This window comes from Candidatus Kaistella beijingensis (assembly GCF_020084865.1).
Lineage (GTDB): Bacteria > Bacteroidota > Bacteroidia > Flavobacteriales > Weeksellaceae > Kaistella > Kaistella beijingensis.
Genome location: NZ_CP071953.1, coordinates 1,245,915 through 1,269,514 on the forward strand (window position 1 = coordinate 1,245,915; position 23,600 = coordinate 1,269,514).

Here is a 23,600-nt window from a genome sequence, read left to right on the forward strand (position 1 = left end):
ATTTTCATCAAAAAAATGATTCAAATCAAGACTTCAAAATTTACTAAAATCTTTATTCATCCTTTTTCGACGGTACCAGGAAAACATCCATCAAACCTTCGGGAAGCTGCATTTTTAAATACTTTTGCTCACGGTTCAATTCAAGAATCCAGTCCTTGATAATCGGAATAATAATTTCCTTCCCCGCCAAATCGAGGATGAAATAATGTTGCGCAGTTTGATCGTTGACTGAAACGATGTTACCGCAAGTTTTTCCGTCTACTTCTCTGATTTCAAAACCAATTACTTCATGATAGTAAAACTTGTTCCCTGAAAGTTTCGGAAGCGCAGAAAGTGGCATAAATACATCTCTACCAATAGTTTGGTCAACTAAAGCTTCAGTGGAATTTTTATACGAAATAATCAACGTATCGCCTTTACTCCAAGATTGTTTGGCAACGAAAAAAGGAACCAACAAACCATTGATTTCAATAAAAATAGAGTCGAGTTTGTTGTACATTTCAGGTTGGTCGGTGTCTAGTTTCAGGAAAACATTTCCTTGTAATCCGTGTCTTCGCGTGATTTTTCCTAGAAAATAGCAGTCTTCTTTTTTCATTGTTTGGGAGTTTTATGTATTTAAGACGCTTCGAGAACCTCAGCGTGACAAAGACGGTGCAGTTTCAAAGATTTGCAAAAATAATTAAAAATAGTGGGTTTGTAAGGACTTAATTAGTTGTTGTTGAAATGTAGAAAATAATATGTAAAATCAATGAGATTCCTCGCTTCGCTCGGAATGACCACGGTTTTTGTTGATATAAGGTTGCATTTGGAGCGGCGGCTTCGCCGCCGCTCCAAATGAACCTCTAATTTAGTTAGAGTAATTTTTAATCCCAAGCTAAGCCAGGAATCTTTTTTTGATAAACCCTTTTTTTTTTGCAATCCAACAAAAAAGAGACACAATCACTTGCGTCTCCATCAATTTCTGTAAAAAATTTATTAAGCTTGTGGCTCTTCAGCTCCTTCTGCTTCTGCAGTTGGTTCTTCAGTTGTTTCAGCTACAACTTCTTCAGTAGTTTCTTCTACAGCAGGAGTGTTTGCTGCTTCCTCTGCTGCTTTAGCTTCTGCCAATTGAGCTTCTTCAGCTGCTTTTGCATCAGCTTCTGCTTTTGCAACGGCGTCTAATCTTGCCTGATTTACTTTAGCTTCTGCTTCTAAAGCTGCTTTTTTAGCATCCGCTTTAGATTGAGACAACGAAGATTTTTTGTCTTCAACTTGTTTTTCTTTGTTTTCCAACCAAGCGTTGAATCTTTTTTCAGCTTCAGCCTCGTCGAAAGCACCTTTAGCAACTCCACCCATCAAGTGTTTTTTGTAAAGCGCGCCTTTGTAAGAAAGGATTGCTCTGGCTGTGTCGCTCGGTTGTGCACCGTTGTTCAACCATTTTACCGCTGAATCCACGTTCAGGTCGATAATTGCAGGATTTGCAACAGGATTGTAAGTTCCCAGTTTCTCGATGAATTTACCGTCTCTTTTTGCTCTTGCATCGGCAACTACGATGTGGAAGAAAGGTTTCCCTTTTTTCCCGTGTCTTTGTAATCTAATTTTTACTGACATAAATGTTTGATTTTGTGGGAGCTCGTCCCGATTAATTATTAAGGGTGCAAAGATATGAAAAAATTTTGTTGCTCAAAACTTTTTGTGGGAAGATGGATGCGGGAAGATGGAAGTTTTTTAGGAGCCGGGAACCTGCTTTCACTACTCGCTTTTTTCTTGCATCACCGAAGCCATTCTAAGAAAAAGAGCTCAAACATGTCGTTCAATCAGGGCTGGTTACGATTCGACTTCTAATCAATTTTTTTACAGTATTTGAAGAGTTTTTTCTAAATTAAATATAATTTACTTTATCCATAGTTAAATTTATGTTAATCAATCACCTCGATTACAAATTTAAACAAGTGTTTACTAATTTTGATTTTTAATTTTTAAAAATACAAGAATATGTCAATTAAATTAGGCGATATCGCACCGAATTTTCAAGCTGATTCTTCTTTGGGAGAACTCGATTTTTATAACTTTTTAGGGGATTCTTGGGGGATTTTGTTTTCCCATCCTGCAGATTACACTCCGGTTTGTACCACAGAATTGGGAATGACTTCCAAACTGAAAAGTGAGTTCGATAAAAGAAACACCAAAGTCATCGCGCTTTCTGTAGATGATGCAGAAGACCACCGTGGTTGGATTAAAGACATCAACGAAACCCAAAACTGCGCCGTAGATTTCCCAATCATCGCAGATAAAGACAAAAAAGTTTCCGAAATGTACGATTTCATCCATCCAAACGCTTCTGCAACGGCAACAGTTCGTTCGCTTCTCATCATCGACCCTGAAAAGAAAGTTCGTTTAATCATTACTTATCCCGCTTCAACTGGAAGAAATTTCAATGAAATTCTTCGTGTGCTCGATTCTTTACAATTAACCGACAACTACAAAGTGGCAACTCCCGTAAATTGGAACGATGGTGATGATGTGATTGTTCCACCCGCAATTTCCACCGAAGATGCACGCGGAATTTTCCCGAAAGGGGTGACGGAACTGAAACCATATTTGCGATATACACCGCAACCGAATAAATAAGTGCCTGACTAATCCTAAAATAGGTTTACAAGTTTTACATTAAGATACCAATCCGGAAGATATTGATTTTCCGGATTTTTTGTGGATTGTTTCCGGGGTTTTCATCTTCAGACTAAGATGTGGTCTTTTGTTGTTGTAAATATAAATACTTTCTTTAACCATTTGTTTTAAATCCTGAATGTTTTTGCATTTATAAATTAAAAATTCTTGCTTCAATATTCCGTTTATTCTTTCTGCCAAAGCATTTTGATAACAATCATAGCCATCTGTCATTGAAGGTTTTATTTTGTTTTTAACAAGTACTTTCTGATACACTTCTGAGCAATATTGCAATCCCCTGTCTGAGTGATGAATAAGCGGAAGATGTGTTGTTCTGTTTTTAACGGCCATTTTCAGAGCTTTGACTACATTTTCAGCATTCATATTTTCACTTAATTCGTAACCCATTATTTTTCTGCTGTAAGCATCCGTAACCAAAGATAAATAACAGACATTCGTTTTGGTTTTTATATAAGTGATATCGCTTACAAATACCTGTTCTTTTCTTTTTAGGCAAGTCGTTTTCAAAAGGTTGGGGTGTTTTCTGAGCCAGTGTTTGGAGAAAGTTGTTCTTGTATATCTTTTCTTAGGATAAATAAGCAGGTTTTCTCTTCGTAAATAATTGAACAGCGCATCTCTGCCTATTTTTATGTTTTCAAGCCTGAACTTATTTTTAAGCAAATAATAAAGTTTTCTTGTTCCTATTCTGGGCTGTTCTAAACGAACCTCCTCAACAAATCGTTTAACTTTCTCCAATTCTTTTTCCCGAACACATAATCTTTGGCGCTGCTGGTAAATGGCTTGTCTGCTTATCCCAAACAATCTGCAGATTTTGGATAAACTCAATCCTTTTTCTTGGAGTTGTCTGACTGTTTGGGCGTAAACTTTTTTCGGATCTGTGTGCCGTATTGCTTGTCGGAGATATCAATCATCATATTGAGAACTTTGGTTTTCAGTTTCTCATCAGCTAATTCTTTCTCTAATCTTTTAATCTTTTCGGCGGGTGTTTCTTTGGATTGTAACATGGTATGAATGGTGGGTTTGCTCCAATCTAAATTACCATATTTTCTGAGCCAAACCAAAACGGTGCTTCTGCCTTGGATACCGTAATGTTGTTGTGCCTGTTTGTAAGTGAATTCGCCCTTTTCTACACGACTCACAACACCTAATTTAAAAGCCATTGTGTAATCTTGTTGTGTACGCTTTTCTACTGTCTTCTCTCGATTTTCCATAATAAGTCTATTTGGTGTAAACTTATTTTAGGACGGGTCAGCCAAGTAAAAAGAGCCAAGTATTAAAAACATCCTTTCAAAGATTTTGAAAGGGTGTTTTTTACCAAATTAATCTGAATAGATTTAAATCAAAAGCAAAATAATTGAAACCACTAGTCCAATTCCCGTGAAAATCATTCCTCTTTTGAACGCTTTTGATTTCGGGTTGAACATCCAAAAACTTGAAACCACAAAGAAGAACAATGAAATTCCAAACAACGTATTCAATCCACCGAGTTTTTCTTTTGACGGGGCTTTGTGAAGTTTCGTCATTTTATCTAAAACATACGGAAGTTCCTTTTTTACATATTTCGCTTCACCTGTGGCAGAATTATAGGTTCCTCCTTTGAAATACAAAATTCCATTCTCCGTTTTCTCTACTTCAAAACCTTTAATTTTGATTTCTTTCCCGAGTGCTTTCTCATCAAGATTTTTCTCAAAAACTTTCTCGTAGTTTTTTTCTTTTTTCAAAACATCGGTGTCGCGATAAACGAGCAAAACGCCGCTCACTGCATAAATCGTCATAATTCCCGCCATAAAATATCCGAGATAACGGTGCGTGATTCGCATGAAAGATTTTGTGTTATGAATTCTGTCCATAGCTTTTTATAGTTTGAAGTCCGAAGACGGGAGTCCGAAGACGGGAGTCCGAAGTTGATGTGTGAATTTCTTCCGACATCCGTCTTCAGACTACGGTCTTTTTAAAGTTTATATGTTAAAGTAAAATAGAAATTTCTAGGCGTAATCGGGTTTACAGAATAGTTTTCGTGAACATTGTAATTTTCAACATCGAAAATGTTCCCTACTTTTGCCTGGATTAAGAAATTCTTGTAATCATAACCCAATGAAAAATCAACAGTTGTAAATCCCTTCAAATCGACCATTCTTGTAGTTTGTGGCTGCCCTTTCACGTCGTTCCATCCTGCTTGTCGGTCGCCTGTATAAAATGCGCTCGCTCCTACTATGAAACCTTTCAGTGCTTTGTCGAATTTGTAAAAAGCCGATGCATTCGCTGTTGTCGCGGGAGTTCGAACCAATCTTTGATTTTCTACAAAACCATTTTCAGGCGTTTTCGTGTAAACAGAATTGTTGTAAGATATTCCTGTGATTAACGATAATTGAGGAGTTGGATTTCCCGTGATATCAAGTTCAACACCTCGACTTCGGATATTACCCGCATAAACTTTATATGCCGCAGTCGCTCCCGAAGCCAAATAAGGCGAAGTGTAAGTATCATTGTTATTGATTTGATACGCGCTTAAATTGAAAGCCACCGTATTGTTCCAAATATTTTTCTTCAAACCAATTTCGTATTGGTCAACTCTTGAAGATTTTAAAGACGCATTGTCCATATCAAATCCTGAATTGGGAGCGAATGAGTTGGTGTAAGTTCCGTAAACTGTGAAGTTTTCTGTAGGTGTAATAATTAAACCAACTTTTGGAGAAAACGCATGTTCTTTATTTCCTGTATTGTCTTTGGTTGTTTCGGTTGAAGTTTTATAGTTCTTTTCAAAAGTGTCTTTGTTTTCAATATTCGAATAACGGATTCCCGCCAAAACTTTGAAATATTTCGAAAACTCCACAAAATCCTGAAGGTAAATTCCGTAACGTTGGGTTTTTATCTGCGTTAATTTTTCCTTGGCTGAATCAGCCATTTCGATATGATTCCAAGTATTCGGATTATTCAAAATCCAATTTCCAACGGTGTAAGAAGTTCCAAAAGTTTTATTTGTCTTTGGGTCAAAAAACGTGTAAGCATCGGCAATTCCATAATCTCCGTCCGCTCCGATTAAAATTTTATGAAGCAATTTTCCGGTACTGAATTCACCATTCAAATTGAACTGTAAAGAACTGTAATTCTGTTCGTTATAGGTTTTATTCAACACTCTTTTCCAAGTCGGGTTAGAATTTGGATTGGTTCCGTCATAAACCCACTGAATTCTTTCCACTGAAAAATAATCCTTTGTATAATTTTGATAAGAGGCCACAGAATTCAGATACCACTTATCATTCAATTGATGATTCAAAGTAATTCCCGCAGTTGCCATTTGATTGGTTTGATTGTTCCAATCTTCGCCAAGAAATGTTTTTTTGTTAATTCCTGTATCGAAAGACGAAATTCCCGTCTTACTGTCCATTAAACTTCCTGTCCCAAAATCGGGGGTAAACTGTTGTTTCAAATAATCACCTTCCACAATAACCTGTGTGTTTTCACCAATATTAAAGGCAAAAGAAGGATTGAAATACTGTTTTTGAGAATTTACCACGTCTCGGAAACTGTCTGCATATTCATAAGTTCCATTGATTCTGAAAGCCACTTTCTTTGAAAGCGGACCAAAAATATCGACAATCGGTTTATAGGTATTCCAACTACCGCCATTTAAAGCGACACTTCCGCCAAAATTGAAACGTGGTTTTTTCGTAATTAAATTGATAATTCCACCGGGAGCAACGTTTCCGTAAAGCATTGCATTTGCGCCTTTCAGTACTTCTACTCTTTCCAGAGAAGAAACTTCAGGGAAAATTCCGCTGTTTACCCTCGCTCCGTTTTTAAAAATATTTTCGTTTCCGAAAGTGAAACCACGTCCACCAAAACTGTCTTGTGAACCGCCTCTTGAAGAAGTTATATAAATTCCGTTTACATTTTTAATAACATCGCTCAACTGTTTAGACTGTTGTTGTTCTATAATTTCGTGAGCAACAATAGAAATTGGTTGTGGATTTTCGATAGAGGAAATCATAGATTTTGAAGAAGAGATTCTCGCCTGATTTGGATTTCCCGTTTTATGCATCTGAATATCTTCGATATCCTGAACTCGTAAAGTGTCGTTTTCCGCTTTGTAAATCATTTGCGCATTTGCAGAAACTGCCATTACAAGCATTCCAAGCGTAAAAATTGGCTTCTTCATTTTCGATTTCTTATTTAGAATGAATTAAAATAACGCTGCAAATGTAGAAAAGGAATTTTTTCTGACAAAATTTATTTTGAATTATTCTAAATAAAAATTAAAACGAATGTTTAATTCTTTGGAAATGAGGAGATTTTAGAAAAACTGACTTTTATCATTATTTAGTTTTCACCGCAAAGAAGCCCGCAATAATAAATAAAACACTGATTAAAATGTAGGAAATTCCGTTCGGAGCAGTTGCCGTTCCTATCAAAACAATCGCAACTCCGAGAATCGCAATTGCGACCATTGCGGTTTTTAGAAATTTATTTCCTTTAAAAATATTCTTCTTTAAAAGTCCGATTAAACCAACGAAAAGCGCTCCATTCACCATATAAATAAAAGCAATCGGAATGGCTGAAACATCATATCCTATATCAGTAAAGTAAGGATTCGTGTTGGTGAAATAATAAATTAGCAGGTAAAATAAAATCACAACATAAGCAAAAATCGCACTATTAATGGGCATTTTTGTCTTCTCGTCAACTTTTCCCAAATTGAAAAACTTCTTGGAATTATCGAGATTATAAAACTGAAATGGAACACGAATAGTCGCTAAAAGAAGTCCGTTGGAAGTTCCCAAAACTGAAATGATGATGAACAATTGCATGAAAATCGCGCCCGAATTCGAAGCCATTTTTCTAGAAAATTCTGTGATATAAGTGTCTTTCAATTTCAAAACCTCATCACTTCCCATTCCCAAAACAATTCCGCAATAGTATAAAACGTAAACCACTAAAACCGTAATCGTTCCAATAACCAAAGCTTTTGGAAGGTTTTTGGTAGAATTTTTTACCTCGCCAGAAATTTGCGTCGCAATGTACCATCCGTCAAAAGCAAACGCAATCGGGACAAAACTCGCCGCAACCAATTGCCAGAAACTTTGGCTTTCTTTGAGATGATTAACTGCGTAAGAAAATGTTCTTTGTTCTTCTACATTTCCTTTCAGCAAAAGAATTATTCCTAAAGATGAAATTAAAATCAATGGAATCAGTTTTAAAGTTGCCGTCATTTGCTGAAAAATTCCACTTGATTTCGGACGGTATATATTTAAAGCCAAAAAAATCAACGAGTTGACCAATCCAATCAAAGTGAAATGCAAAAATGTCGGCTTAAAATTGACAAATTCCGCAATTAAATGCGCAATGTAAATCCCCGAAACCGTAAACAAAACCGCTGTGAGCAAAGGATAAAACAAACTCAAATATATCCAGCCCACAAACGCCGCTGCTTTTTTCCCGAAACGGTATTCCACGTAACTTATTATTCCGCCGTCTTTTGGCAATACTTCCGCATAATTTGCCATCGAAACCGCTGCAAAAACTACGCTGATTCCTACAATTAAAAATCCCAAAAGTCCAGCAAAATTATTTCCCTGCGTTGCAGAAAGTACGTCATCGACTTTGAAGAAAATTCCGGAACCGATGACTTGTCCGATGACCATTGCGATGGCGGTGAAAAGTCCGTATTTGGCTTCAAGTTTTTGTTCTGTCATATTTAATGAGCAATGTGTAGTTAGTAAGGAGCAATTTAAAGTATAAAATCTGAAATCTAATCTTGCAGTTCCAGCCAACGCATTTCCATCTCTTCCAATTTTTCGGAAATGGTTTCTAAATCTTTGGACAATACAGAAATCTTTTCGTAATCGGCTTCGTTGTTGAGCTTTTCAAGAATATCGTTTCTTTTCCTTTCTAATTCGGGCATTTCTTTTTCGATGGATTCGAGTTCGCGTTGTTCTTTGAAGGATAATTTTCTGGCTGGAAGCTGGGAGCTGGATGCTGGAAGTTTAGCTTCCGCTTCCTTAAAATTCTCGATTTTTTGATTGAGATGATCTGACTTCCATCTTCCCTCTTCCATCTTTCGGCTTTCTCTGTACTCTGAAAAATTCCCGACAAAATCTTTGATTTTTCCGTCGCCTTCAAACGCCAAAACGTGATCTACAATTCGATCCATGAAATATCGGTCGTGCGAAACGATGATCAAACAACCTTGAAAATTTTGCAGGAAATTCTCTAAAACAGTCAAAGTCGGCAAATCCAAATCGTTTGTCGGTTCATCGAAAATCAAAAAATTTGGATTTTGATACAACACATACATCAAATGCAATCGACGTTTTTCACCACCCGAAAGTTTGGAAATCGGTGAATATTGCGTTTGGTCATCAAACAAAAACAACCTCAAAAACTGCGATGCAGAAATGGTTCTTCCATTCGCCAAAGGAAAATTCTCGCCAATTTCTTTGATAAAATCAATGACTCTTTCGTTTTCATTGTAATTTAGACCCTTTTGAGAAAAATACCCAAATTTTATGGTTTCACCTGTTTCAATTTCGCCTTTGTCATAAGGTTCCAAACCCTGAATAATATTAAGCAAAGTTGATTTTCCTGCTCCATTTTTCCCGACGATTCCTACTTTTTCTCCACGTTGAAATTGGTAGGAAAAATCTTTCAGCAAAACTTTTTCACCAAATTTTTTATCGATATTCTTCAGTTCAAGAATCTTTTTCCCCAAACGTTTCATTTCGAAATCGAGTTCCAAACCTTGTTTTCTTGTATCGGTTTTTGCTGTTTTTTCGGTTTCGTAAAACGCGTCGATTCTTGATTTTGATTTGGTGGTTCTCGCTTTTGGTTGTCGCCGCATCCATTCCAATTCTTTTCGGTAAAGATTGTTGGCTTTGTCGATGGTCGAGTTCAAGTTATCTTCACGAATCATTTTATTTTCGAGGTAAGTCGCGTAACTTCCGTTGTGAACATAAAGATTAAAGTCTTCCATTTCCCAAATCGTGTCGCAAACCGCATCCAAAAAATATCTATCGTGTGTCACGAGAAGCAAGGTAACCATTGCTTTCGACAAATAATTTTCAAGCCATTCCACCATATCCACATCGAGATGGTTCGTAGGTTCGTCCATGATTAAAAGCGTGTGACGATGTTCTGCACGGGTTTCCAAAAGGAGTTTCGCCAAAGCAACGCGTTTGATTTGTCCACCTGAAAGCGTTTTCATTTTTGCTTCCAAATCGGTGATTTTCAGTTGCGAAAGAATCTGCTTCATCTCATTTTCCAAATCCCATGCTTTGTGGATTTCCATTTCGGTCAGCGCTTTTTCCATATCGTTTGGATTTTCGGTATGAAGCGCATGATGGTAATTTTTTAAGGCCAGAATCGGCGCAGAATCGAGTGTCATCATGAATTCCTCCACATTCAATTCGCCTTCAAAATCAATTTCCTGGTCAAATAAAACGACTTGAATGTCTTTATTAATGGAAACCGTTCCCGAATCTGCGATTTCTTTTCCCATCAAAATCTTTAATAAAGTCGATTTTCCGGTACCATTTTTGGCGACAATCGCAATTTTATCGCCTTCGTTGATGTGGAAGGTGATGTCTTTAAAAAGAGTTTTAACTCCGTAAGATTTGGAAAGATTTTCTGCGGAAACGTAATTCATTCTTTTGTTGGATGATGGATGTTTGGTGTTGGGTGTTTAGCGTTTGCGAAAATACGGAAATCATTTTTGAATCGTGGAATGATTCGAATGATTTAATCCAAAGTCATCCTTTTCAGACTCCACAAACTGCCGTTGTAAATATCCACATCCACTTTGGTATTGATTCCGTAAACGATACCGTTTTCGGTGAACTGCCAAAAATCCCAATCGTCGTTTGGTGAAGGTTGCGAAACATCGTTGTAATTGGCGAGCCAAAGCGGATAATCATCAAAATGACCTTTCAAAAAGTCTTTGTAATAATGATAATAGGTGTAGATAATCGGTTTTTCGCCGTAAGTTTCCTCCACAATTCTGCACCAAATTTTTAAATCTTCGATCAACTTTTCATTCGATTTACGGCGTGGAATTTTTTCGATGTCTAAAATCGGCGGCAAATCTCCACTTTCCAATTTTACGTTGGCCAAGAAATTATTAGCCTGCATTACAGGATCTTCATCGGCTCGGTAAAAATGATAGGCACCACGAATAAGGTTGTGTTTTTTTGCCAATTTCCAAAACTCGTCGAAATGTTTGTCGGTAGATTTATTGCCCATCGTTCCACGTAATACCACAAATTTTATGGGGATTGAACGGTTTCCAATGCTTAAGCTATCCCATTCAATATCTTCCCTCCTTTGGTAATGCGACATATCGATTCCGAAAGTTTTGTCGGCATAATCTCCAATAATTCGGTTGATTCTCTTTTCTTCAAATTCAGAGTTGGAAAGTTTTTTATGCTCAAACTTGTTGAAATACATCGCATAATAAAACTGAATTTTTTCTTTCAAGTAAAAACCCGTTCCAAGTAAAGCCACCGCCAAAATGAGCAACAGAATTTCCCGACGCAAAAGCCAATGTTTCTTGCGGTTTTTGTGGATTTTTCGGGTGGTTTTTCTTTTTACGGTGCGTTTTGCCATGGGTTTGCAAAAATAGAATTTTACTTTCTATTTTTAAACTTAAAATATAATCCGCCAAACCGCTATTTATTTTTAAGTTTTGGCGGATTATGATTTTTTGGGAAAGAAAAATCTGCAAAACTTTTGCAGATTTTTAATATTGAATTCTGAATTTTAAATCTCGAATTTTCTACGCACCATACGGAATCCAAATATTCTTAATTTCTGTGGCGTGTCTTAAAAATTCCTGACCTTCACCATGGGAAACATCGAGCCAATTTCTGTATTTTCCGAAATTTACCCAAGAACGTTTCATGGAATCGGTGGAAAGCGATTCGATATCCCTGCTTCCTTCTTTCGTTCCGAAATACCAAATTCCATCGATGTTGTAATGTTTTGCCAATTCTTTTGCGAGTTCCTCTTTGTGTCCGGTCACGATATTTACCGTTCCGGCAGGAACATCGGAAGTCTCTAAAATCTGGTAGAAATCGGTCGCTGAAAACGGATGTTTTTCGGAAGGAACCACCACCACGTTATTTCCCATGGAAATTGCAGGAATCACCGTCGAAATAAAGCCCAAAAGCGGATTTTCGTCGGGACAGATAATCGCCATCACGCCCACTGGTTCAGGCATTGCCAAAGTCACCATTCTTTGAACTGTAGAATGAGCGGCGCCATCGTATTTGTCAGCAAACGCGGCATAAGTGTAAATTCTTTCGATAGATTTTTCTACCTCCTCTTTTGCGGATTCTAAACTTTGGTTGGTCATTTCCACAATTCTTTCTGCAAATTCTTCGGCACGAATTGATAAATTTTCTGCGATATAATAAAGAACTTGCGCTCTTCCGTGACCGGTCATTCCGCTCCACGATTTGTCGGCGTGCGCTGCTTCTACGGCGTTTCGGAGATCTTTCCTATTTCCTTCGGAAACTTCGCCGATGTATTCACCGAACGCATTTTTGATTTCCATGCTGTAACCTCCATCGGGACGCACCTGTTTTCCGCCGATGTACATTTTCGTGGTTCGGTCGATATTGGCAAGTATTGATTTTTGGTGGACAAGTCCCGACTTTTCCTTACTTTGCTTTTCAACTTTCGGAAGAATCGGTTTTGAAGCGAACTCGTCTTCAATTCTCGGTTTCATGTATTCGTAAAGTCCTTCTTTTCCGCCTTCTCTACCGAAACCTGATTCTCTGTACCCACCGAAACCCGCATTCGCATCAAACTGATTCGTACAGTTAATCCAAACTGCGCCTGCTTTGATTTTCGGAGCGACATCTAAAGCGAGGTTGATGTTTTCCGTCCAAATACTTGCAGCCAAACCGTATCTCGTGTTGTTCGCCAAAGCAACCGCCTCATTGTGCGAACGGAAAGTCATCGCCACCAAAACTGGCCCGAAAATTTCTTCCTGCGCAATCACGGAACTTGTCGGAACGTCGGTGAACAAAGTCGGTGGGAAAAACCAACCATTTTTTGGTACTCCGTTTTTTGGTTGATAGATTTTGCAACCTTCTTCAACGCCAAGTTTTACCAATTCCTCGATGGTTTTCAACTGAACTTTATCCACGATTGCGCCCATATCGACTGCCTTATCCAAAGGATCGCCGATTCGGAGCGTTTCCATTCTTTTCTTTAATTTTTTGTAGAATTTTTCGGCAATACTTTCCTGAACTAAAAGTCGGGAACCTGCACAGCAAACCTGACCTTGATTGAACCAAATCGCATCAACAATTCCTTCCACCGCAGAATCCAAATCCGCATCTTCAAAAACGATGAATGGTGATTTTCCGCCCAATTCAAGGGAAATCTTCTTTCCGCTTCCCGCAATTTCTGTTCTTAATATTTTCCCCACTTTCGTGGAACCAGTGAATGCTACTTTTTGAATGTCTTTATGATTTACCAAAGCGGTTCCTGCAACGGTTCCTTTTCCTGTAACTACATTTACCACACCTTTTGGAAGTCCAATTTTTTCACAGATTTCTCCAAAAAGAAGTGCGGTTAAAGAAGTGTATTCCGCAGGTTTTAAAACGATGGTGTTTCCCATTGCCAAAGCTGGAGCGACTTTCCAGGCCAACATCATTAATGGAAAATTCCACGGAATGATTTGTCCGATAACTCCAACTTCTTTGTAATCTTTGAATTCGGTATCCATCAATTTTGCCCAACCTGCGTGACTGTAAAAATGTCTCGCCACAATTGGAATGTCGATATCACGGGTTTCACGGATGGGTTTTCCGTTGTCCAAAGTTTCCAAAACTGCAAAAAGTCTAGAATTTTTTTGAATTTGTCTTGCCAAAGCGTACAAATATTTCGCTCTCTCGAAACCGCCGATTTTCACCCATTCCGGAAGTGCTTTGTTAGCCGCTTTTACTGCATTGTCCACATCTTTTTCGTCAGCTTCTGCAATTTTTGCCAAAAATTCTTTGTTGGAAGGATTGGTGGAGTCGATGTATTTCTTTGAATTTGGTTTTACCCATTCTCCGCCAATAAAAAGGTCGAAACTTCTCTTGTGATTTTCTAAAAATTCCACAGCGGGTGCTGCAGTTTCAGGAGCGGGACCGTAAACCATAGAGTCGTATATTTCTTTGATTTCCATCACGATATAATTGATAAATGATGATTGATAAATGATTTAGTAATAATGTAACAATTTGAAAATGTAGCAATTTGAAAATTTGAAAATAAAACCCTGCATCACACCCATTCACCAACTCACCCAAAAAAAATCTCAAACTCTCAAAACCTCAAACTCCTTTTATGCCATCGGATGACGGAAATTCGCACTGTATCTTCCAGTTACGTAATGTTCGAGTTGTCTTTCGATATCTCCTAAAAGTGAACTTGCACCGAAACGGAATAAGTCTGGATTTAACCATTCGTTTCCGAGTTCTTCTTTAATTAGGATTAAATAGTCGAGTGCCTGTTTTGCTTTTTGGATTCCACCTGCAGGTTTATAGCCGACCTTTACTCCTGTCAATTCGTAATATTCTCGGATGCAGCGAATCATGACTAAACTTACCGCCAAAGTGGCATTCACCGATTCTTTTCCGGTGGAAGTTTTGATGAAATCGGAACCCGCCATCATGGCGACCCAACTTGCTTTTGCCACTTTCGTGTACGTTGGAATTTCTCCTGTTGCGAGAATGGTTTTCATATGTGCATCTCCACAAGCTTGTCTGCAAAGTTTAATTTCTTCATACAGTTCTTTCCACTTTGATTCGAGAACCAAATCTCTGGAAATCACAATGTCGATTTCTTTTGCTCCTGCCGCGACAGATTTTTTAATTTCCGTAATTTTCTCTTCCAAAGAAATCTTTCCAGCTGGAAAACCAGTGGAAACCGCTGCAATTGGAATATTAGTTCCTTTTAAAGCTTCTTTTGCGTAGGGAATTAAGTTGTGATAAACGCAAACTGCTCCAGTTGTTAAATTTGCGTCCTGCATTCCAAGTTTTTGTAAAATATCCTCACGAACAGGATGTTTTGCTTTTTCGCAAAGACGGAGAACATTTCCGCGCGTGTCGTCGCCTGCAAGTGTCGTCAAATCAATCATAGAGATTGCTTTCAATAACCATGCTGCCTGGAATTCCTTTTTCACGCTTCTTCTACCTGTCAAAGTTCCAACGCGTCTTTCAATCGCACTTCGGTTGATGTTGATGGCGTCAAAATATTTGGTATTGAAAGGTAAACCTTCGTTTCTTTCTTCGGTATGATTTTGATTCACTTTTTTATGATTTTTTTCCAAAACTTTTTCCATAAACGAATAAATTTAATCAGAAAATTTCTATTAAAATTAAGGATTGTAAAATTAACCAATTCTTGGCAATTAAGGAATTGTTTTTAAGAATTATTAGTTTTAACATATAGTCCAAAAAAAAGAATAGACATCATCTTCTTCGACAATGTCTTTTCACTTTTACTTTTCAAAACAGCATTAAACTTTCAATTGTCTGTTGATGCTTTGTTCCAGTGAAATAAATGTTTCTGTTCTTGTTACGCCTTTTAGTTTTTGTAGTTTATTAAGAATTTCCATTAAATGGTCATTATCTCTACATAAAACTTTTAAAAATATGGTATAATTTCCCGTGGTGTAATGTGCTTCAACCACTTCATTCACATCCTTCAACGCTTTAATTGCATCATGATAATGACTGGGTTGATCTAAAAAAACACCGATGTAGGAAACTACTTTAAAACCAATTTTTCTTGGATTTAAAAAGGAAATTGAATTTTCGATAACTCCTGCAGATTCTAATTTTTTAATCCTTTGGTGAACCGCCGTTGTAGAAATCCCTACGTTTTTTGAAATGTGTGCCAATGAAGTTTTTGCATTATCCATCAACATATAAATGATTTCTTTATCTACGGAATCTAGATGATAACCCGTATTTGCTGCATTTTTCATTTTCTAATTTTTTACTTTTTTTTCTTTTTTCTTTAATTGTTGCGCTTGATAAATTCTGTCAATACCGGAAAATGGTCGCTGTATCCTCCCAAATATCGAGTTCCAGCATAAGTTCTGAATGGTCTTCCTGAAAATTTCCTATTCCAAGTACTCAATTTTTCGGAATTAAAAACTTTTGCATCTTTAAATGAAAATGGAAAATTTGAATCATAAAATTCATCAGATAAAATAATTTGGTCAAAAAGTAAGCCATCTTTAAAATGGAACGTTGAAAATATTCTGTTATTATATAAATCGACGTATGGATTTGTTAAGATTTTATTAAAATTTTCATCATAAAGCAAATTCTTTAAATTTTCATCATCAGGATTTTCATTAAAATCACCTAAAATAATGACCGCTTCATTTTCTGATTTTAGTTTCAAAACTTTTTCCTTGATGTCCTTTAAGATATAATCGCGTTTTGGTTTGTTAACGTCACGTTCTCTTTTGGAAGGGAGGTGAACCACAAAAAGGTTGATCATTTCGCCAGAATATTTCACTTTACAAAATAAGATATCTCTTGTTGTATCATAATTCGCTGGATCTTCATCATCAATCTCGAAAAAATAAGTGATGGGTTCGGAAGAAATGACTTCAATTTTAGATTTGTCATAAAGCAGTGCAACATCCACCCCTCTTTCATCCATGGAATCATAATGTATCACGCCATAATTTGAGTTGAACGGATCCATTTTTACCAATTCGTCCAAAGGTTTTTGGCCTTGAATTTCGGACAGACCAATCAACATCGGCAATGCATTTTCCGATTCTTTGATCAGTTGAAAAACATGTGAAATTTTGAAGAGTTTATTATTGTACCTTTTCTCGTCCCAATTTCTTAACCCAGAAACTGTTGGATCTAGTTTGTGAACAGGAGGTGGGTCTGGAAGAAAAAGGTTTTCTACGTTGTAGAAAGCAATCAGCTCTTTGGAATCGTTGTTTGTCATTAATGAGTTTTTGTCTCCTTCATTTTTTTGGATTGTAAATTTAATAAAAATAATTGGTTATGTTTAAATTTACTCCAACAAGTCTGGTCTTTTTTTTTGGGTAATTCTCACTGCTTCATCATGACGCCAATCTTCAATCTTTTTGAAATTACCACTCAACAAAACTTCGGGAACTTTCAAACCTTTGTATTCATCGGGTCTTGTGTAAATGGGTGGTGAAAGTAAATCATCCTGAAAACTGTCGGTCAAAGCCGATTGTTCATCATTTAAAACACCTGGTAAAAGTCTTATCACCGAATCTGCCAAAACACAGGCAGCCAATTCACCGCCGGTTAAAACATAGTCGCCTATGGAAATTTCTTTAGTAATATGTAAATCGCGAACTCTCTGATCGATTCCCTTATAATGACCGCAAAGAAAAATCAGATTATTTTTAATGGAAAGCGTATTAACAATTTTTTGGTTAAGCGTTTCTCCGTCGGGAGTTAGGTAAATTACCTCATCATAATCTCTTTGCGATTTCAGTTGAGAAATACAGTTGTCCAAAGGTTCAATCATCATCACCATTCCAGCTCCACCTCCGTAAGGTTCGTCGTCGATTTGGCGGTATTTTCCCAAACCAAAATCTCTTAACTGATGAAAGTGAATTTCCGCTAAACCTTTATCCATCGCTCTTTTCAGAATTGATGCTTTGAACGGACTTTCCATCAATTCGGGTAAAACGCTTATAATATCTATTCTCATTGTTCGGTTCGGTTCTTTTTAGTTGGGATGATAATCAATCTCAAGGAGGAATCTTTGTTGAAGTAACTCCACATCCAATTGAAGAAAATGGCAAGTTTGTTTCGTACACTTAAAATCAGCATCAAATGCAGAAACATCCAGAAATACCATGCAAAAGTTCCCTGAAATCTAAACTTCGGCAAATCGACAACCGCTTTGTGTTTTCCGATGGTTGCCATACTTCCTCTGTCTTCGTATTCATATTCCACCCAATCTTTTTCAGATTTTTTCAGAAGGTTTTTTGCTAAATTTTTTCCCTGATTGATGGCAACATTGGCAACTTGCGGATGACCTTGAGGATATTTCGGAGTTTCCATGTAAGAAATATCGCCTATTGCAAAAATATTTTTATAACCCAAAACTTTACTGAAACGGTCGGTTTTGTAGCGATTTCTCACCATTATTTCTGGATTCAAACCTGCGATGACATTTCCGGTAACTCCTGCTGCCCAAATCACGTTGTTGGATGGTATTTCCTTCCCACTTTTCATCATCACTTTGTCTCCGTCATAACCTGTAACGAATTCATCGCTCATAAAATGAACTCCCAATTCCTTCAGATATTTTTCAGACATTTTCTGCGATTCCGGACTCATCACGCTTAAAGGTTTTTCTGTAGAACTGATGAGAATGATTTTCAAATCATCAAAATTCATATGCGGATAATCGCGGGGAAGAATGTCCTTTTTCATCTCCGCAAAAGCTCCAGCCAATTCTACTCCGGTTGGCCCGCTTCCTACAATAACGATGTTCCAATTGCCGTCATCACTGCGTTTTCTTTCAATAATTAATTTCTCGAAAGTCAATAAAACATGGTTTCTAATGGCGATTGCTTCCTGTGTATTTTTCATCCCAAAGGTGAGAGTTTCCATTTTATCATTTCCGAAAAAATTGGTTTTACAACCTGTCGCAATTATTAATTTATCGTAACTGAATTCTGTTGCGTCGGTTGAAGTGATGATTTTATTTTCCTCGGGAAGAATTTTGAGAACTTCTGTCATTCGATACCGGATGTTCCTAGAATTCTGAAAAATTTTACGAAAAGGAAAGGAAATATTAGAAGGCTCGATCCTTCCACTTGCCACCTGATAAAACAACGGCTGAAACATGTGGTGATTTACCTTGTCGATGATTATAATTTTCTTGTTTTTGTTGTTGAGTTTCTTGGCAAGTTGAAGCCCTGCAAAACCGCCACCAATAATCACAATTTTCTCCCTTGTTTCCATAGGAACAAAAATACTGAAATTTTTATAGTTGATTTTGTTTAAAGCATGCGAAAAAAAAACCCTGAAAAATTTTCAGGGAATTGAGTTATTGTTTAACGATTTGGGTAACTTTTTGAGTATTGTCACTTAATGTATATTTCATCAAGTATTTTCCGGGTCTCAAGCGATCCAAACGGATTTCGCCCGAGTTCATATTTACAGCGTACTGAGCAACTTCCATCCCTAAAATAGAATAAAAAGTAACCGACTTTATTTTTAATGAAGCATCTTTTGACTTCACAATAATAAAATCTTTGGCTGGATTTGGGTACGCAACCATCACTCCGTCATCAGATTTTTGAGAAGTTGCCATCGGTTCTCTTTGAACAGATTGAGCGGAAACTTTTTCCGAAAAAACTGTTAAACTGCCGATAAATATTATAGAAAAGAATAATTTTTTCACCGATAATAACTTTTTATTTAGAAATATCCTTACAAAAGTAAGAATTTCAAATTAATATGCAATAGCTTTTTAATAAAACTATAATTAAATTTGCACAAGTTATCTCAAATACCATTCCAAAATGATTATCTATTCAAGAAACCGAAGACTACGCACCAATGCCTCTATTAGAAGTCTAGTTCAGGAAACCGTTTTAACCACCAACGATTTCGTAATGCCGATGTTTGTGATGGAGGGGAAAAATAATCAGGAAGCAATTCCATCGATGCCGGGAATTTACCGCAGAACTTTGGATCTTACGGTGAAAGAATGTCAGGAATTGTATTCACTTGGAGTAAAAGCGGTCAATCTGTACATGAAAGTTTCTGAAAATTTGAAAGACAACAAAGGAACTGAAGCGTGGAACAAAAACGGATTGATGCAAAACACGATTAAAGCTATTAAAGACGCAGTTCCGGAAATGGTTGTAATGCCCGATGTTGCACTCGATCCCTACTCGATTTACGGTCACGACGGAATAATCACCAACGGAAAAATTGACAACGACGCCACCAACGAAGCTTTGGTAAAAATGTCGGTTTCTCACGCAGAAGCAGGTGCAGATATCGTTGCACCAAGTGACATGATGGACGGAAGAGTTGCCGCGATTCGTACGGGATTGGAAGAAAGTGGTTTTACTGATGTTGGAATTTTGAGTTATGCCGCAAAATATGCGAGTTCATTTTACGGACCTTTCAGAAGTGCCTTGGATTCTGCGCCGAAAGAAAATGTAGAAATTCCGAAAGACAAAAAAACCTATCAAATGGATTTTCACAATTCCCGTGAAGCGATTGACGAAGTGTTGAAAGACGTTGCAGAAGGAGCCGATATCATCATGATTAAACCAGGAATGCCTTATTTGGACATCGTTTCCAAAGTTCGCGAAACCATCGATTTGCCGATTGCAGTTTATAATGTAAGTGGTGAATACGCCATGTTAAAAGCCGCAGCAAAAAACGGATGGCTCGATAACGACAAAGCAATTATTGAAAGCTTGACTTGCATTAAAAGAGCAGGTGCGGATATGATTTTCACGTATGCGGCGAAAGAAGCAGCGATTCTTTTAAACCACTAATATTTTATGAAATTTTTTCGTTGTTAAATAAAATCGACCAATTAAAAATTTTTCAAGTTCCTATTTATTTCTGATTATTTCAGTTTGTTGCATCCTTATTTGTATTCTACATTGATGAAGGTTATTATAATTTTCAATGGATGAAATCTTGGCGAAACTGGATCGTTTTCATTATTTATGCGGCAATCATTTTTCTTGTTCAGCAATTGTTTGCTCTAATCTTCAGGAAAGTTTTTAAGGTGAATAATAGAAATTACCTAATTGCCGCAATTGGAGTTCCTGTTCCGATTTTTGTTTTGGTCACAATTATTTTTGGCTAAAACTTAATCTGTTTTTATTTTCCCCAAATAAAACAAACCGATGCATTTTTGATTTTCTTCCAAATTCAGAAATTCGCCCAAATGCTGTATCATTCCTGGTGTACTCCAATAACAGCCGATTTGGTGAACGGTGGAAGTTAAATACATGTTTTGGACAGCCATCGCCGTTGCTGCAATTTCTTCCCATTCTGGAACCAAGCCGCTGAAATTGACAGAAATTGTGATTAACGTATCTGTGTTTGAAATTTTGTGCGTAATGTCCAGATATTTTTTTTCTAGAAAAACTTCGGGTCGAGTTGTGTTTTTATAGATTTCAGCAAGTTTGTTGGCAAGTTCTAATTTTTTTTCATTTCTAAAAACTTGAAAACGCCACGGTTTTGTTTTCTTGTGATTGGGAGCGAAATTGGCAGAGTTTAAAATTTCATTTAAAACCCCTTCTTCAATTTTTTCACCGGAATAATCTTTCGGAAAAATACTTCTTCTGCATTCTATAATTTCCTTTAAAACTGCTGCTTTATTCATCCTTTTACATTTAATTCTCCAAGAATACTAGTTCTAAACGACCTAGGAGATTTTTGCGTTAAGAAAAATTGAAATTTCTTACTGCCAGAATTCTCTTGATTATAACAAAATTAAAATTTCCATTGTTTGAGTGGCGGTAATACATTTTCTTACAATCGAAACTTAACTTTCCGCCCGAGTTCTGCAAATTTTCTTGAAAGAAATTTTAATTTTTTAGCAAAAATATCCAGTCTTGATTTTTTGGATACTTTTGTCTCACGACAAAGGTATCGAACTAATAGAAGAAAATTTTAATATATAGCTGAAACTATTTTTAAACAAACTTCTAAAATTCACATCACATCTACAATGGTCTGACTGATATTATTAAGTACAAAAGAATCTCCCGGTTTTTTTCCGTGCATAATTTTCGCCATCGGACTTTCCTCGGAAATGGCATAGAAGCGGTCTCCTTCAAAGAAAAATTCACCCAAAGAAACCGAAATATAAAATCTCGCCTTATTCGTAAAAACCATTGAACCCAACTGAATTTTATCGGTGGGTTTATTCAAAACTTTGGTGAGATTTCTTCGCAAATCGTTTAGTGCTGCAAGTTGTCTTTGCATCTGATAAATCTCTTCCTGCATTTCCTCACGAATGGAATCGTATTTTGGCGTCTTCTTTATTTCGCGACTCGCCTCTAAAGTAAACTCGATAAATTTTTCAAGTTTCTCAATTTTCCCGACGATGATATCTTTTATATGTGCTCTAACGTCACTTTTTGAAATAGTACTCTTCTGCATATTTCCCAATTTTTTAATAAAGATAAAAATCTTTTTTAAATCGGAAATTTGGGTTTGATTTGAATTTGTTTGAAATTATTTGAAATTGTTTGATACCGTTTTCAATACTTATCAGGATGTGACAAATCACACGCTTGGACAAATCGCAATTTGTCCCTACAGTTTCTGTCGCACTGCTTCGTACAAAATTGCCCCACAAGCAACGGAAACATTTAAAGATTGTGTTTTTCCTTCAATCGGCAATTTGATTTTTTCGTCGGAATGGTGCAAAACTTCTTTTGAAATTCCGGTTTCTTCATTTCCCATTACTAAAGCGCAAGGTTGTGTGAAATCCACGTCGTATATTAATTTTTGCGCTTTTTCTGTCGCGGCAAAAACTTGAACTCCCGATTGTTGAAGGAAATCCACCGTGTGTGCAAGATTTTTTTCCTTACAGATTTTGATATTGTAAATTGCTCCGGCTGAAGTTTTTATCGCGTCTGAATTAATGGGCGAAGCTCCTTTTTCGGGGATAATTACTGCATCAATTCCAACGCATTCAGCAGTTCTACAGATTGCACCGAAGTTTCTTACATCCGTCAATCTATCTAGAATTAAAAGAAAAGGTGTTTTTCCCGATTCGAAAATTTCGGGCAAAATATTTTCAATCGAATGAAAAGGAACATCCGAAATAAAGGCAACAACTCCTTGATGATTTTTTCTCGTGAAACGATTCAGTTTTTCTACTGGAACGTAATTCGGGCGGATTTTATGTTTGCTTAAAAGTATTTTCAGTTCGGCATAAATTGGTCCCTGCAAAGCGTTTTGCAAAAATATTTTGTCGATGGTTTTTCCTGCTTCGATGGCTTCGATTACCGGTCGCAAACCAAATATAAAGTCGTCTTTCATGTGTTTCACATAAATAATGAATAATTAATTAATAATCTTTTTGCTCTCATTATTAATTATTCATTTATAATTATTAATTATGAATTGTTCTAAAACTTTTCCCCTAAAATTGCCCGTTTCTGCGCCATTGCGTAACCGTAATGCAAACTTTCGTGCATGTTGTTGAAAATAATGGCGTCTTGAATATTCTTCAAATCAAGTCCGAAACTTGTGGTGTATGGAGTGTAATCTGAAAAAAAATCGGCGTCGTAATCTTTCAACAAAATCTTTGAAGTTTCTATTAATAGAAATGCCAAGTCATCCACTTCTGATTGCTGAACGTTCAAGTTGGGAAGCGTTCCTTTTTTGTAGGTTTCAATCCAATATTTATCGATTCGGAAGGGATTTCCGCTCAAATAATAACAAAGAAGTTGCTGCGTTGCAACGGTGTGCGCAATGTTCCAATACATGTTATTGTTGAAACCATCGGGAATCAGCATTAAATCCTGCAAAGAATTATTCTGCAAAATTTCGAGAAGATTTTTTCGTACTTGTCGGTGTGCCTGAAAATGATAGTTCATTTTGGGGTGTTTTAATGTTCAAAAGTAGGGAAAAAAGCGGGAAGATGGAAGTAGGAAGTCCGAAGATGGTAGAAAATATTTTCAATTTTCAAATAATTTTAGGCGGAAGCGGAATGGTAACTAGCCATTGAGCCGTATGTCTGAGCTCTTTTTTCGGCGGCGGCTTCGCCGCCGCCGAAAAAAAGCGAGTAGCGTAAGCAGGTTCCCGGCTCCAAATAATTGTTTGAGGGTTTGCGAGTTTGAGGGTTTTGAGGATTTGAGAATTTGCCAATTTTTTTTAAACTTGCGACTTAGCGCTTCCATCTCCCTTCTTTTAACAAACTTT

General features: G+C 36.9%; 22 protein-coding genes. 3 read left to right on the forward strand and 19 right to left on the reverse strand.

What is annotated here, in order from left to right; genetic code table 11:
• Window positions 1-52: 52 nt before the first annotated feature.
• Window positions 53-595: a ribosome maturation factor RimM gene (gene rimM, locus J4771_RS05810; RefSeq protein WP_224137411.1), complete on the reverse strand. Its 543-nt coding sequence runs from the start codon at window positions 593-595 to the stop codon at window positions 53-55.
• A gap of 380 nt (window positions 596-975) precedes the next feature.
• On the reverse strand, window positions 976-1,590 hold the full coding sequence (locus J4771_RS05815; RefSeq protein ID WP_224137413.1) for a 30S ribosomal protein S16: 615 nt from the start codon (window positions 1,588-1,590) through the stop codon (window positions 976-978).
• Between the two features lie 54 nt (window positions 1,591-1,644).
• On the opposite strand from J4771_RS05815, the gene J4771_RS05820 reads away from it, so the two are divergent.
• Both J4771_RS05820 and J4771_RS05825 read left to right on the forward strand, forming a co-directional pair.
• Entirely contained in the window at window positions 1,645-1,824 is a 180-nt protein-coding gene (locus J4771_RS05820; RefSeq protein WP_224137415.1) for a hypothetical protein, read from the forward strand.
• 150 nt (window positions 1,825-1,974) lie between these two features.
• Complete coding sequence (locus J4771_RS05825; protein WP_224137417.1) at window positions 1,975-2,610, forward strand: peroxiredoxin; 636 nt, start codon at window positions 1,975-1,977, stop codon at window positions 2,608-2,610.
• Window positions 2,611-2,649: 39 nt separating this feature from the next.
• Here J4771_RS05825 and J4771_RS05830 read toward each other — a convergent pair.
• The 13 genes from J4771_RS05830 to J4771_RS05890 form a co-directional block, all read right to left on the reverse strand.
• Window positions 2,650-3,881, reverse strand: a protein-coding gene (locus J4771_RS05830) for an IS3 family transposase (RefSeq protein ID WP_224137418.1) whose coding sequence is annotated in 2 segments (ribosomal slippage) — window positions 2,650-3,533 and window positions 3,533-3,881 — 1,233 coding nt in all. Because the reading frame shifts where the segments join, the coding sequence is not laid out codon by codon here.
• A gap of 123 nt (window positions 3,882-4,004) precedes the next feature.
• Window positions 4,005-4,520 (reverse strand): hypothetical protein, encoded by a 516-nt coding sequence (locus J4771_RS05835; protein WP_224137419.1) that lies wholly within the window; start codon window positions 4,518-4,520, stop codon window positions 4,005-4,007.
• A gap of 101 nt (window positions 4,521-4,621) precedes the next feature.
• Complete coding sequence (locus J4771_RS05840) at window positions 4,622-6,829, reverse strand: TonB-dependent siderophore receptor (RefSeq protein WP_224137420.1); 2,208 nt, start codon at window positions 6,827-6,829, stop codon at window positions 4,622-4,624.
• 157 nt (window positions 6,830-6,986) lie between these two features.
• Window positions 6,987-8,363 carry an APC family permease gene (locus tag J4771_RS05845; protein WP_224137425.1) on the reverse strand — a complete coding sequence of 459 codons (1,377 nt, stop codon included), beginning with the start codon at window positions 8,361-8,363 and terminating at the stop codon, window positions 6,987-6,989.
• Between the two features lie 56 nt (window positions 8,364-8,419).
• The gene (locus J4771_RS05850; RefSeq protein ID WP_224137428.1) at window positions 8,420-10,312 is read right to left on the reverse strand and encodes an ABC-F family ATP-binding cassette domain-containing protein; all 1,893 of its coding nucleotides are present in this window, start codon (window positions 10,310-10,312) and stop codon (window positions 8,420-8,422) included.
• A 92-nt stretch (window positions 10,313-10,404) separates the two neighbouring features.
• Window positions 10,405-11,268, reverse strand: a complete 864-nt coding sequence (locus J4771_RS05855; RefSeq protein WP_224137431.1) for a glycoside hydrolase family 25 protein — start codon at window positions 11,266-11,268, stop codon at window positions 10,405-10,407.
• A 169-nt stretch (window positions 11,269-11,437) separates the two neighbouring features.
• Window positions 11,438-13,843, reverse strand: a complete 2,406-nt coding sequence (locus tag J4771_RS05860) for an aldehyde dehydrogenase family protein (RefSeq protein ID WP_224137434.1) — start codon at window positions 13,841-13,843, stop codon at window positions 11,438-11,440.
• Between the two features lie 159 nt (window positions 13,844-14,002).
• Entirely contained in the window at window positions 14,003-15,001 is a 999-nt protein-coding gene (gene deoC / locus J4771_RS05865) for a deoxyribose-phosphate aldolase (RefSeq protein WP_224137445.1), read from the reverse strand.
• A gap of 177 nt (window positions 15,002-15,178) precedes the next feature.
• Entirely contained in the window at window positions 15,179-15,649 is a 471-nt protein-coding gene (locus J4771_RS05870) for an Lrp/AsnC ligand binding domain-containing protein (RefSeq protein ID WP_224137446.1), read from the reverse strand.
• Window positions 15,650-15,681: 32 nt separating this feature from the next.
• Window positions 15,682-16,638 (reverse strand): endonuclease/exonuclease/phosphatase family protein, encoded by a 957-nt coding sequence (locus J4771_RS05875; RefSeq protein WP_224137447.1) that lies wholly within the window; start codon window positions 16,636-16,638, stop codon window positions 15,682-15,684.
• A gap of 69 nt (window positions 16,639-16,707) precedes the next feature.
• Window positions 16,708-17,382: a tRNA (guanosine(37)-N1)-methyltransferase TrmD gene (trmD, locus tag J4771_RS05880; RefSeq protein ID WP_224137449.1), complete on the reverse strand. Its 675-nt coding sequence runs from the start codon at window positions 17,380-17,382 to the stop codon at window positions 16,708-16,710.
• Window positions 17,379-18,647, reverse strand: coding sequence for an NAD(P)/FAD-dependent oxidoreductase (locus J4771_RS05885; protein ID WP_224137452.1), 1,269 nt, complete (start codon window positions 18,645-18,647; stop codon window positions 17,379-17,381). Before J4771_RS05885 ends, trmD begins: the two co-directional genes overlap by 4 nt.
• Window positions 18,648-18,732: 85 nt before the next feature.
• Window positions 18,733-19,089: a T9SS type A sorting domain-containing protein gene (locus tag J4771_RS05890; protein WP_224137454.1), complete on the reverse strand. Its 357-nt coding sequence runs from the start codon at window positions 19,087-19,089 to the stop codon at window positions 18,733-18,735.
• A 121-nt stretch (window positions 19,090-19,210) separates the two neighbouring features.
• Between J4771_RS05890 and hemB the strand changes: the two genes are divergently transcribed.
• Window positions 19,211-20,203: a porphobilinogen synthase gene (gene hemB, locus J4771_RS05895; protein ID WP_224137456.1), complete on the forward strand. Its 993-nt coding sequence runs from the start codon at window positions 19,211-19,213 to the stop codon at window positions 20,201-20,203.
• Between the two features lie 323 nt (window positions 20,204-20,526).
• Here the strand turns inward: hemB and J4771_RS05900 are convergent, their stop codons facing one another.
• The 4 genes from J4771_RS05900 to J4771_RS05915 all read right to left on the reverse strand — a co-directional run bounded on the left by J4771_RS05900 (window position 20,527) and on the right by J4771_RS05915 (window position 23,275).
• Window positions 20,527-21,045 carry a nitroreductase family protein gene (locus J4771_RS05900; RefSeq protein ID WP_224137459.1) on the reverse strand — a complete coding sequence of 173 codons (519 nt, stop codon included), beginning with the start codon at window positions 21,043-21,045 and terminating at the stop codon, window positions 20,527-20,529.
• A gap of 332 nt (window positions 21,046-21,377) precedes the next feature.
• Window positions 21,378-21,827, reverse strand: a complete 450-nt coding sequence (locus tag J4771_RS05905) for a GreA/GreB family elongation factor (protein ID WP_224137461.1) — start codon at window positions 21,825-21,827, stop codon at window positions 21,378-21,380.
• 156 nt (window positions 21,828-21,983) lie between these two features.
• Complete coding sequence (gene rlmB, locus J4771_RS05910) at window positions 21,984-22,715, reverse strand: 23S rRNA (guanosine(2251)-2'-O)-methyltransferase RlmB (protein ID WP_224137463.1); 732 nt, start codon at window positions 22,713-22,715, stop codon at window positions 21,984-21,986.
• 89 nt (window positions 22,716-22,804) lie between these two features.
• A complete protein-coding gene (locus tag J4771_RS05915) occupies window positions 22,805-23,275 on the reverse strand; it encodes a DinB family protein (protein WP_224137465.1) in 471 nt (156 codons plus the stop codon).
• Window positions 23,276-23,600 lie beyond the last annotated feature (325 nt).

Excerpts from the sequence above, each read along its gene's own strand:
- J4771_RS05915 (WP_224137465.1), bottom strand. The coding sequence starts at position 23,275 with ATGAACTATCATTTTCAGGCACACCGACAAGTACGAAAAAATCTTCTC.
- J4771_RS05825 (WP_224137417.1), top strand. The coding sequence starts at position 1,975 with ATGTCAATTAAATTAGGCGATATCGCACCGAATTTTCAAGCTGATTCT.
- J4771_RS05840 (WP_224137420.1), bottom strand. The coding sequence starts at position 6,829 with ATGAAGAAGCCAATTTTTACGCTTGGAATGCTTGTAATGGCAGTTTCT.
- J4771_RS05850 (WP_224137428.1), bottom strand. The coding sequence starts at position 10,312 with ATGAATTACGTTTCCGCAGAAAATCTTTCCAAATCTTACGGAGTTAAA.
- J4771_RS05855 (WP_224137431.1), bottom strand. The coding sequence starts at position 11,268 with ATGGCAAAACGCACCGTAAAAAGAAAAACCACCCGAAAAATCCACAAA.
- J4771_RS05860 (WP_224137434.1), bottom strand. The coding sequence starts at position 13,843 with ATGGAAATCAAAGAAATATACGACTCTATGGTTTACGGTCCCGCTCCT.
- J4771_RS05905 (WP_224137461.1), bottom strand. The coding sequence starts at position 21,827 with ATGCAGAAGAGTACTATTTCAAAAAGTGACGTTAGAGCACATATAAAA.
- J4771_RS05835 (WP_224137419.1), bottom strand. The coding sequence starts at position 4,520 with ATGGACAGAATTCATAACACAAAATCTTTCATGCGAATCACGCACCGT.
- hemB (WP_224137456.1), top strand. The coding sequence starts at position 19,211 with ATGATTATCTATTCAAGAAACCGAAGACTACGCACCAATGCCTCTATT.
- J4771_RS05870 (WP_224137446.1), bottom strand. The coding sequence starts at position 15,649 with ATGAAAAATGCAGCAAATACGGGTTATCATCTAGATTCCGTAGATAAA.
- J4771_RS05815 (WP_224137413.1), bottom strand. The coding sequence starts at position 1,590 with ATGTCAGTAAAAATTAGATTACAAAGACACGGGAAAAAAGGGAAACCT.
- J4771_RS05820 (WP_224137415.1), top strand. The coding sequence starts at position 1,645 with ATGAAAAAATTTTGTTGCTCAAAACTTTTTGTGGGAAGATGGATGCGG.
- rlmB (WP_224137463.1), bottom strand. The coding sequence starts at position 22,715 with ATGAAAGACGACTTTATATTTGGTTTGCGACCGGTAATCGAAGCCATC.
- J4771_RS05900 (WP_224137459.1), bottom strand. The coding sequence starts at position 21,045 with ATGAATAAAGCAGCAGTTTTAAAGGAAATTATAGAATGCAGAAGAAGT.
- J4771_RS05845 (WP_224137425.1), bottom strand. The coding sequence starts at position 8,363 with ATGACAGAACAAAAACTTGAAGCCAAATACGGACTTTTCACCGCCATC.
- deoC (WP_224137445.1), bottom strand. The coding sequence starts at position 15,001 with ATGGAAAAAGTTTTGGAAAAAAATCATAAAAAAGTGAATCAAAATCAT.
- rimM (WP_224137411.1), bottom strand. The coding sequence starts at position 595 with ATGAAAAAAGAAGACTGCTATTTTCTAGGAAAAATCACGCGAAGACAC.
- J4771_RS05875 (WP_224137447.1), bottom strand. The coding sequence starts at position 16,638 with ATGACAAACAACGATTCCAAAGAGCTGATTGCTTTCTACAACGTAGAA.
- J4771_RS05885 (WP_224137452.1), bottom strand. The coding sequence starts at position 18,647 with ATGGAAACAAGGGAGAAAATTGTGATTATTGGTGGCGGTTTTGCAGGG.
- trmD (WP_224137449.1), bottom strand. The coding sequence starts at position 17,382 with ATGAGAATAGATATTATAAGCGTTTTACCCGAATTGATGGAAAGTCCG.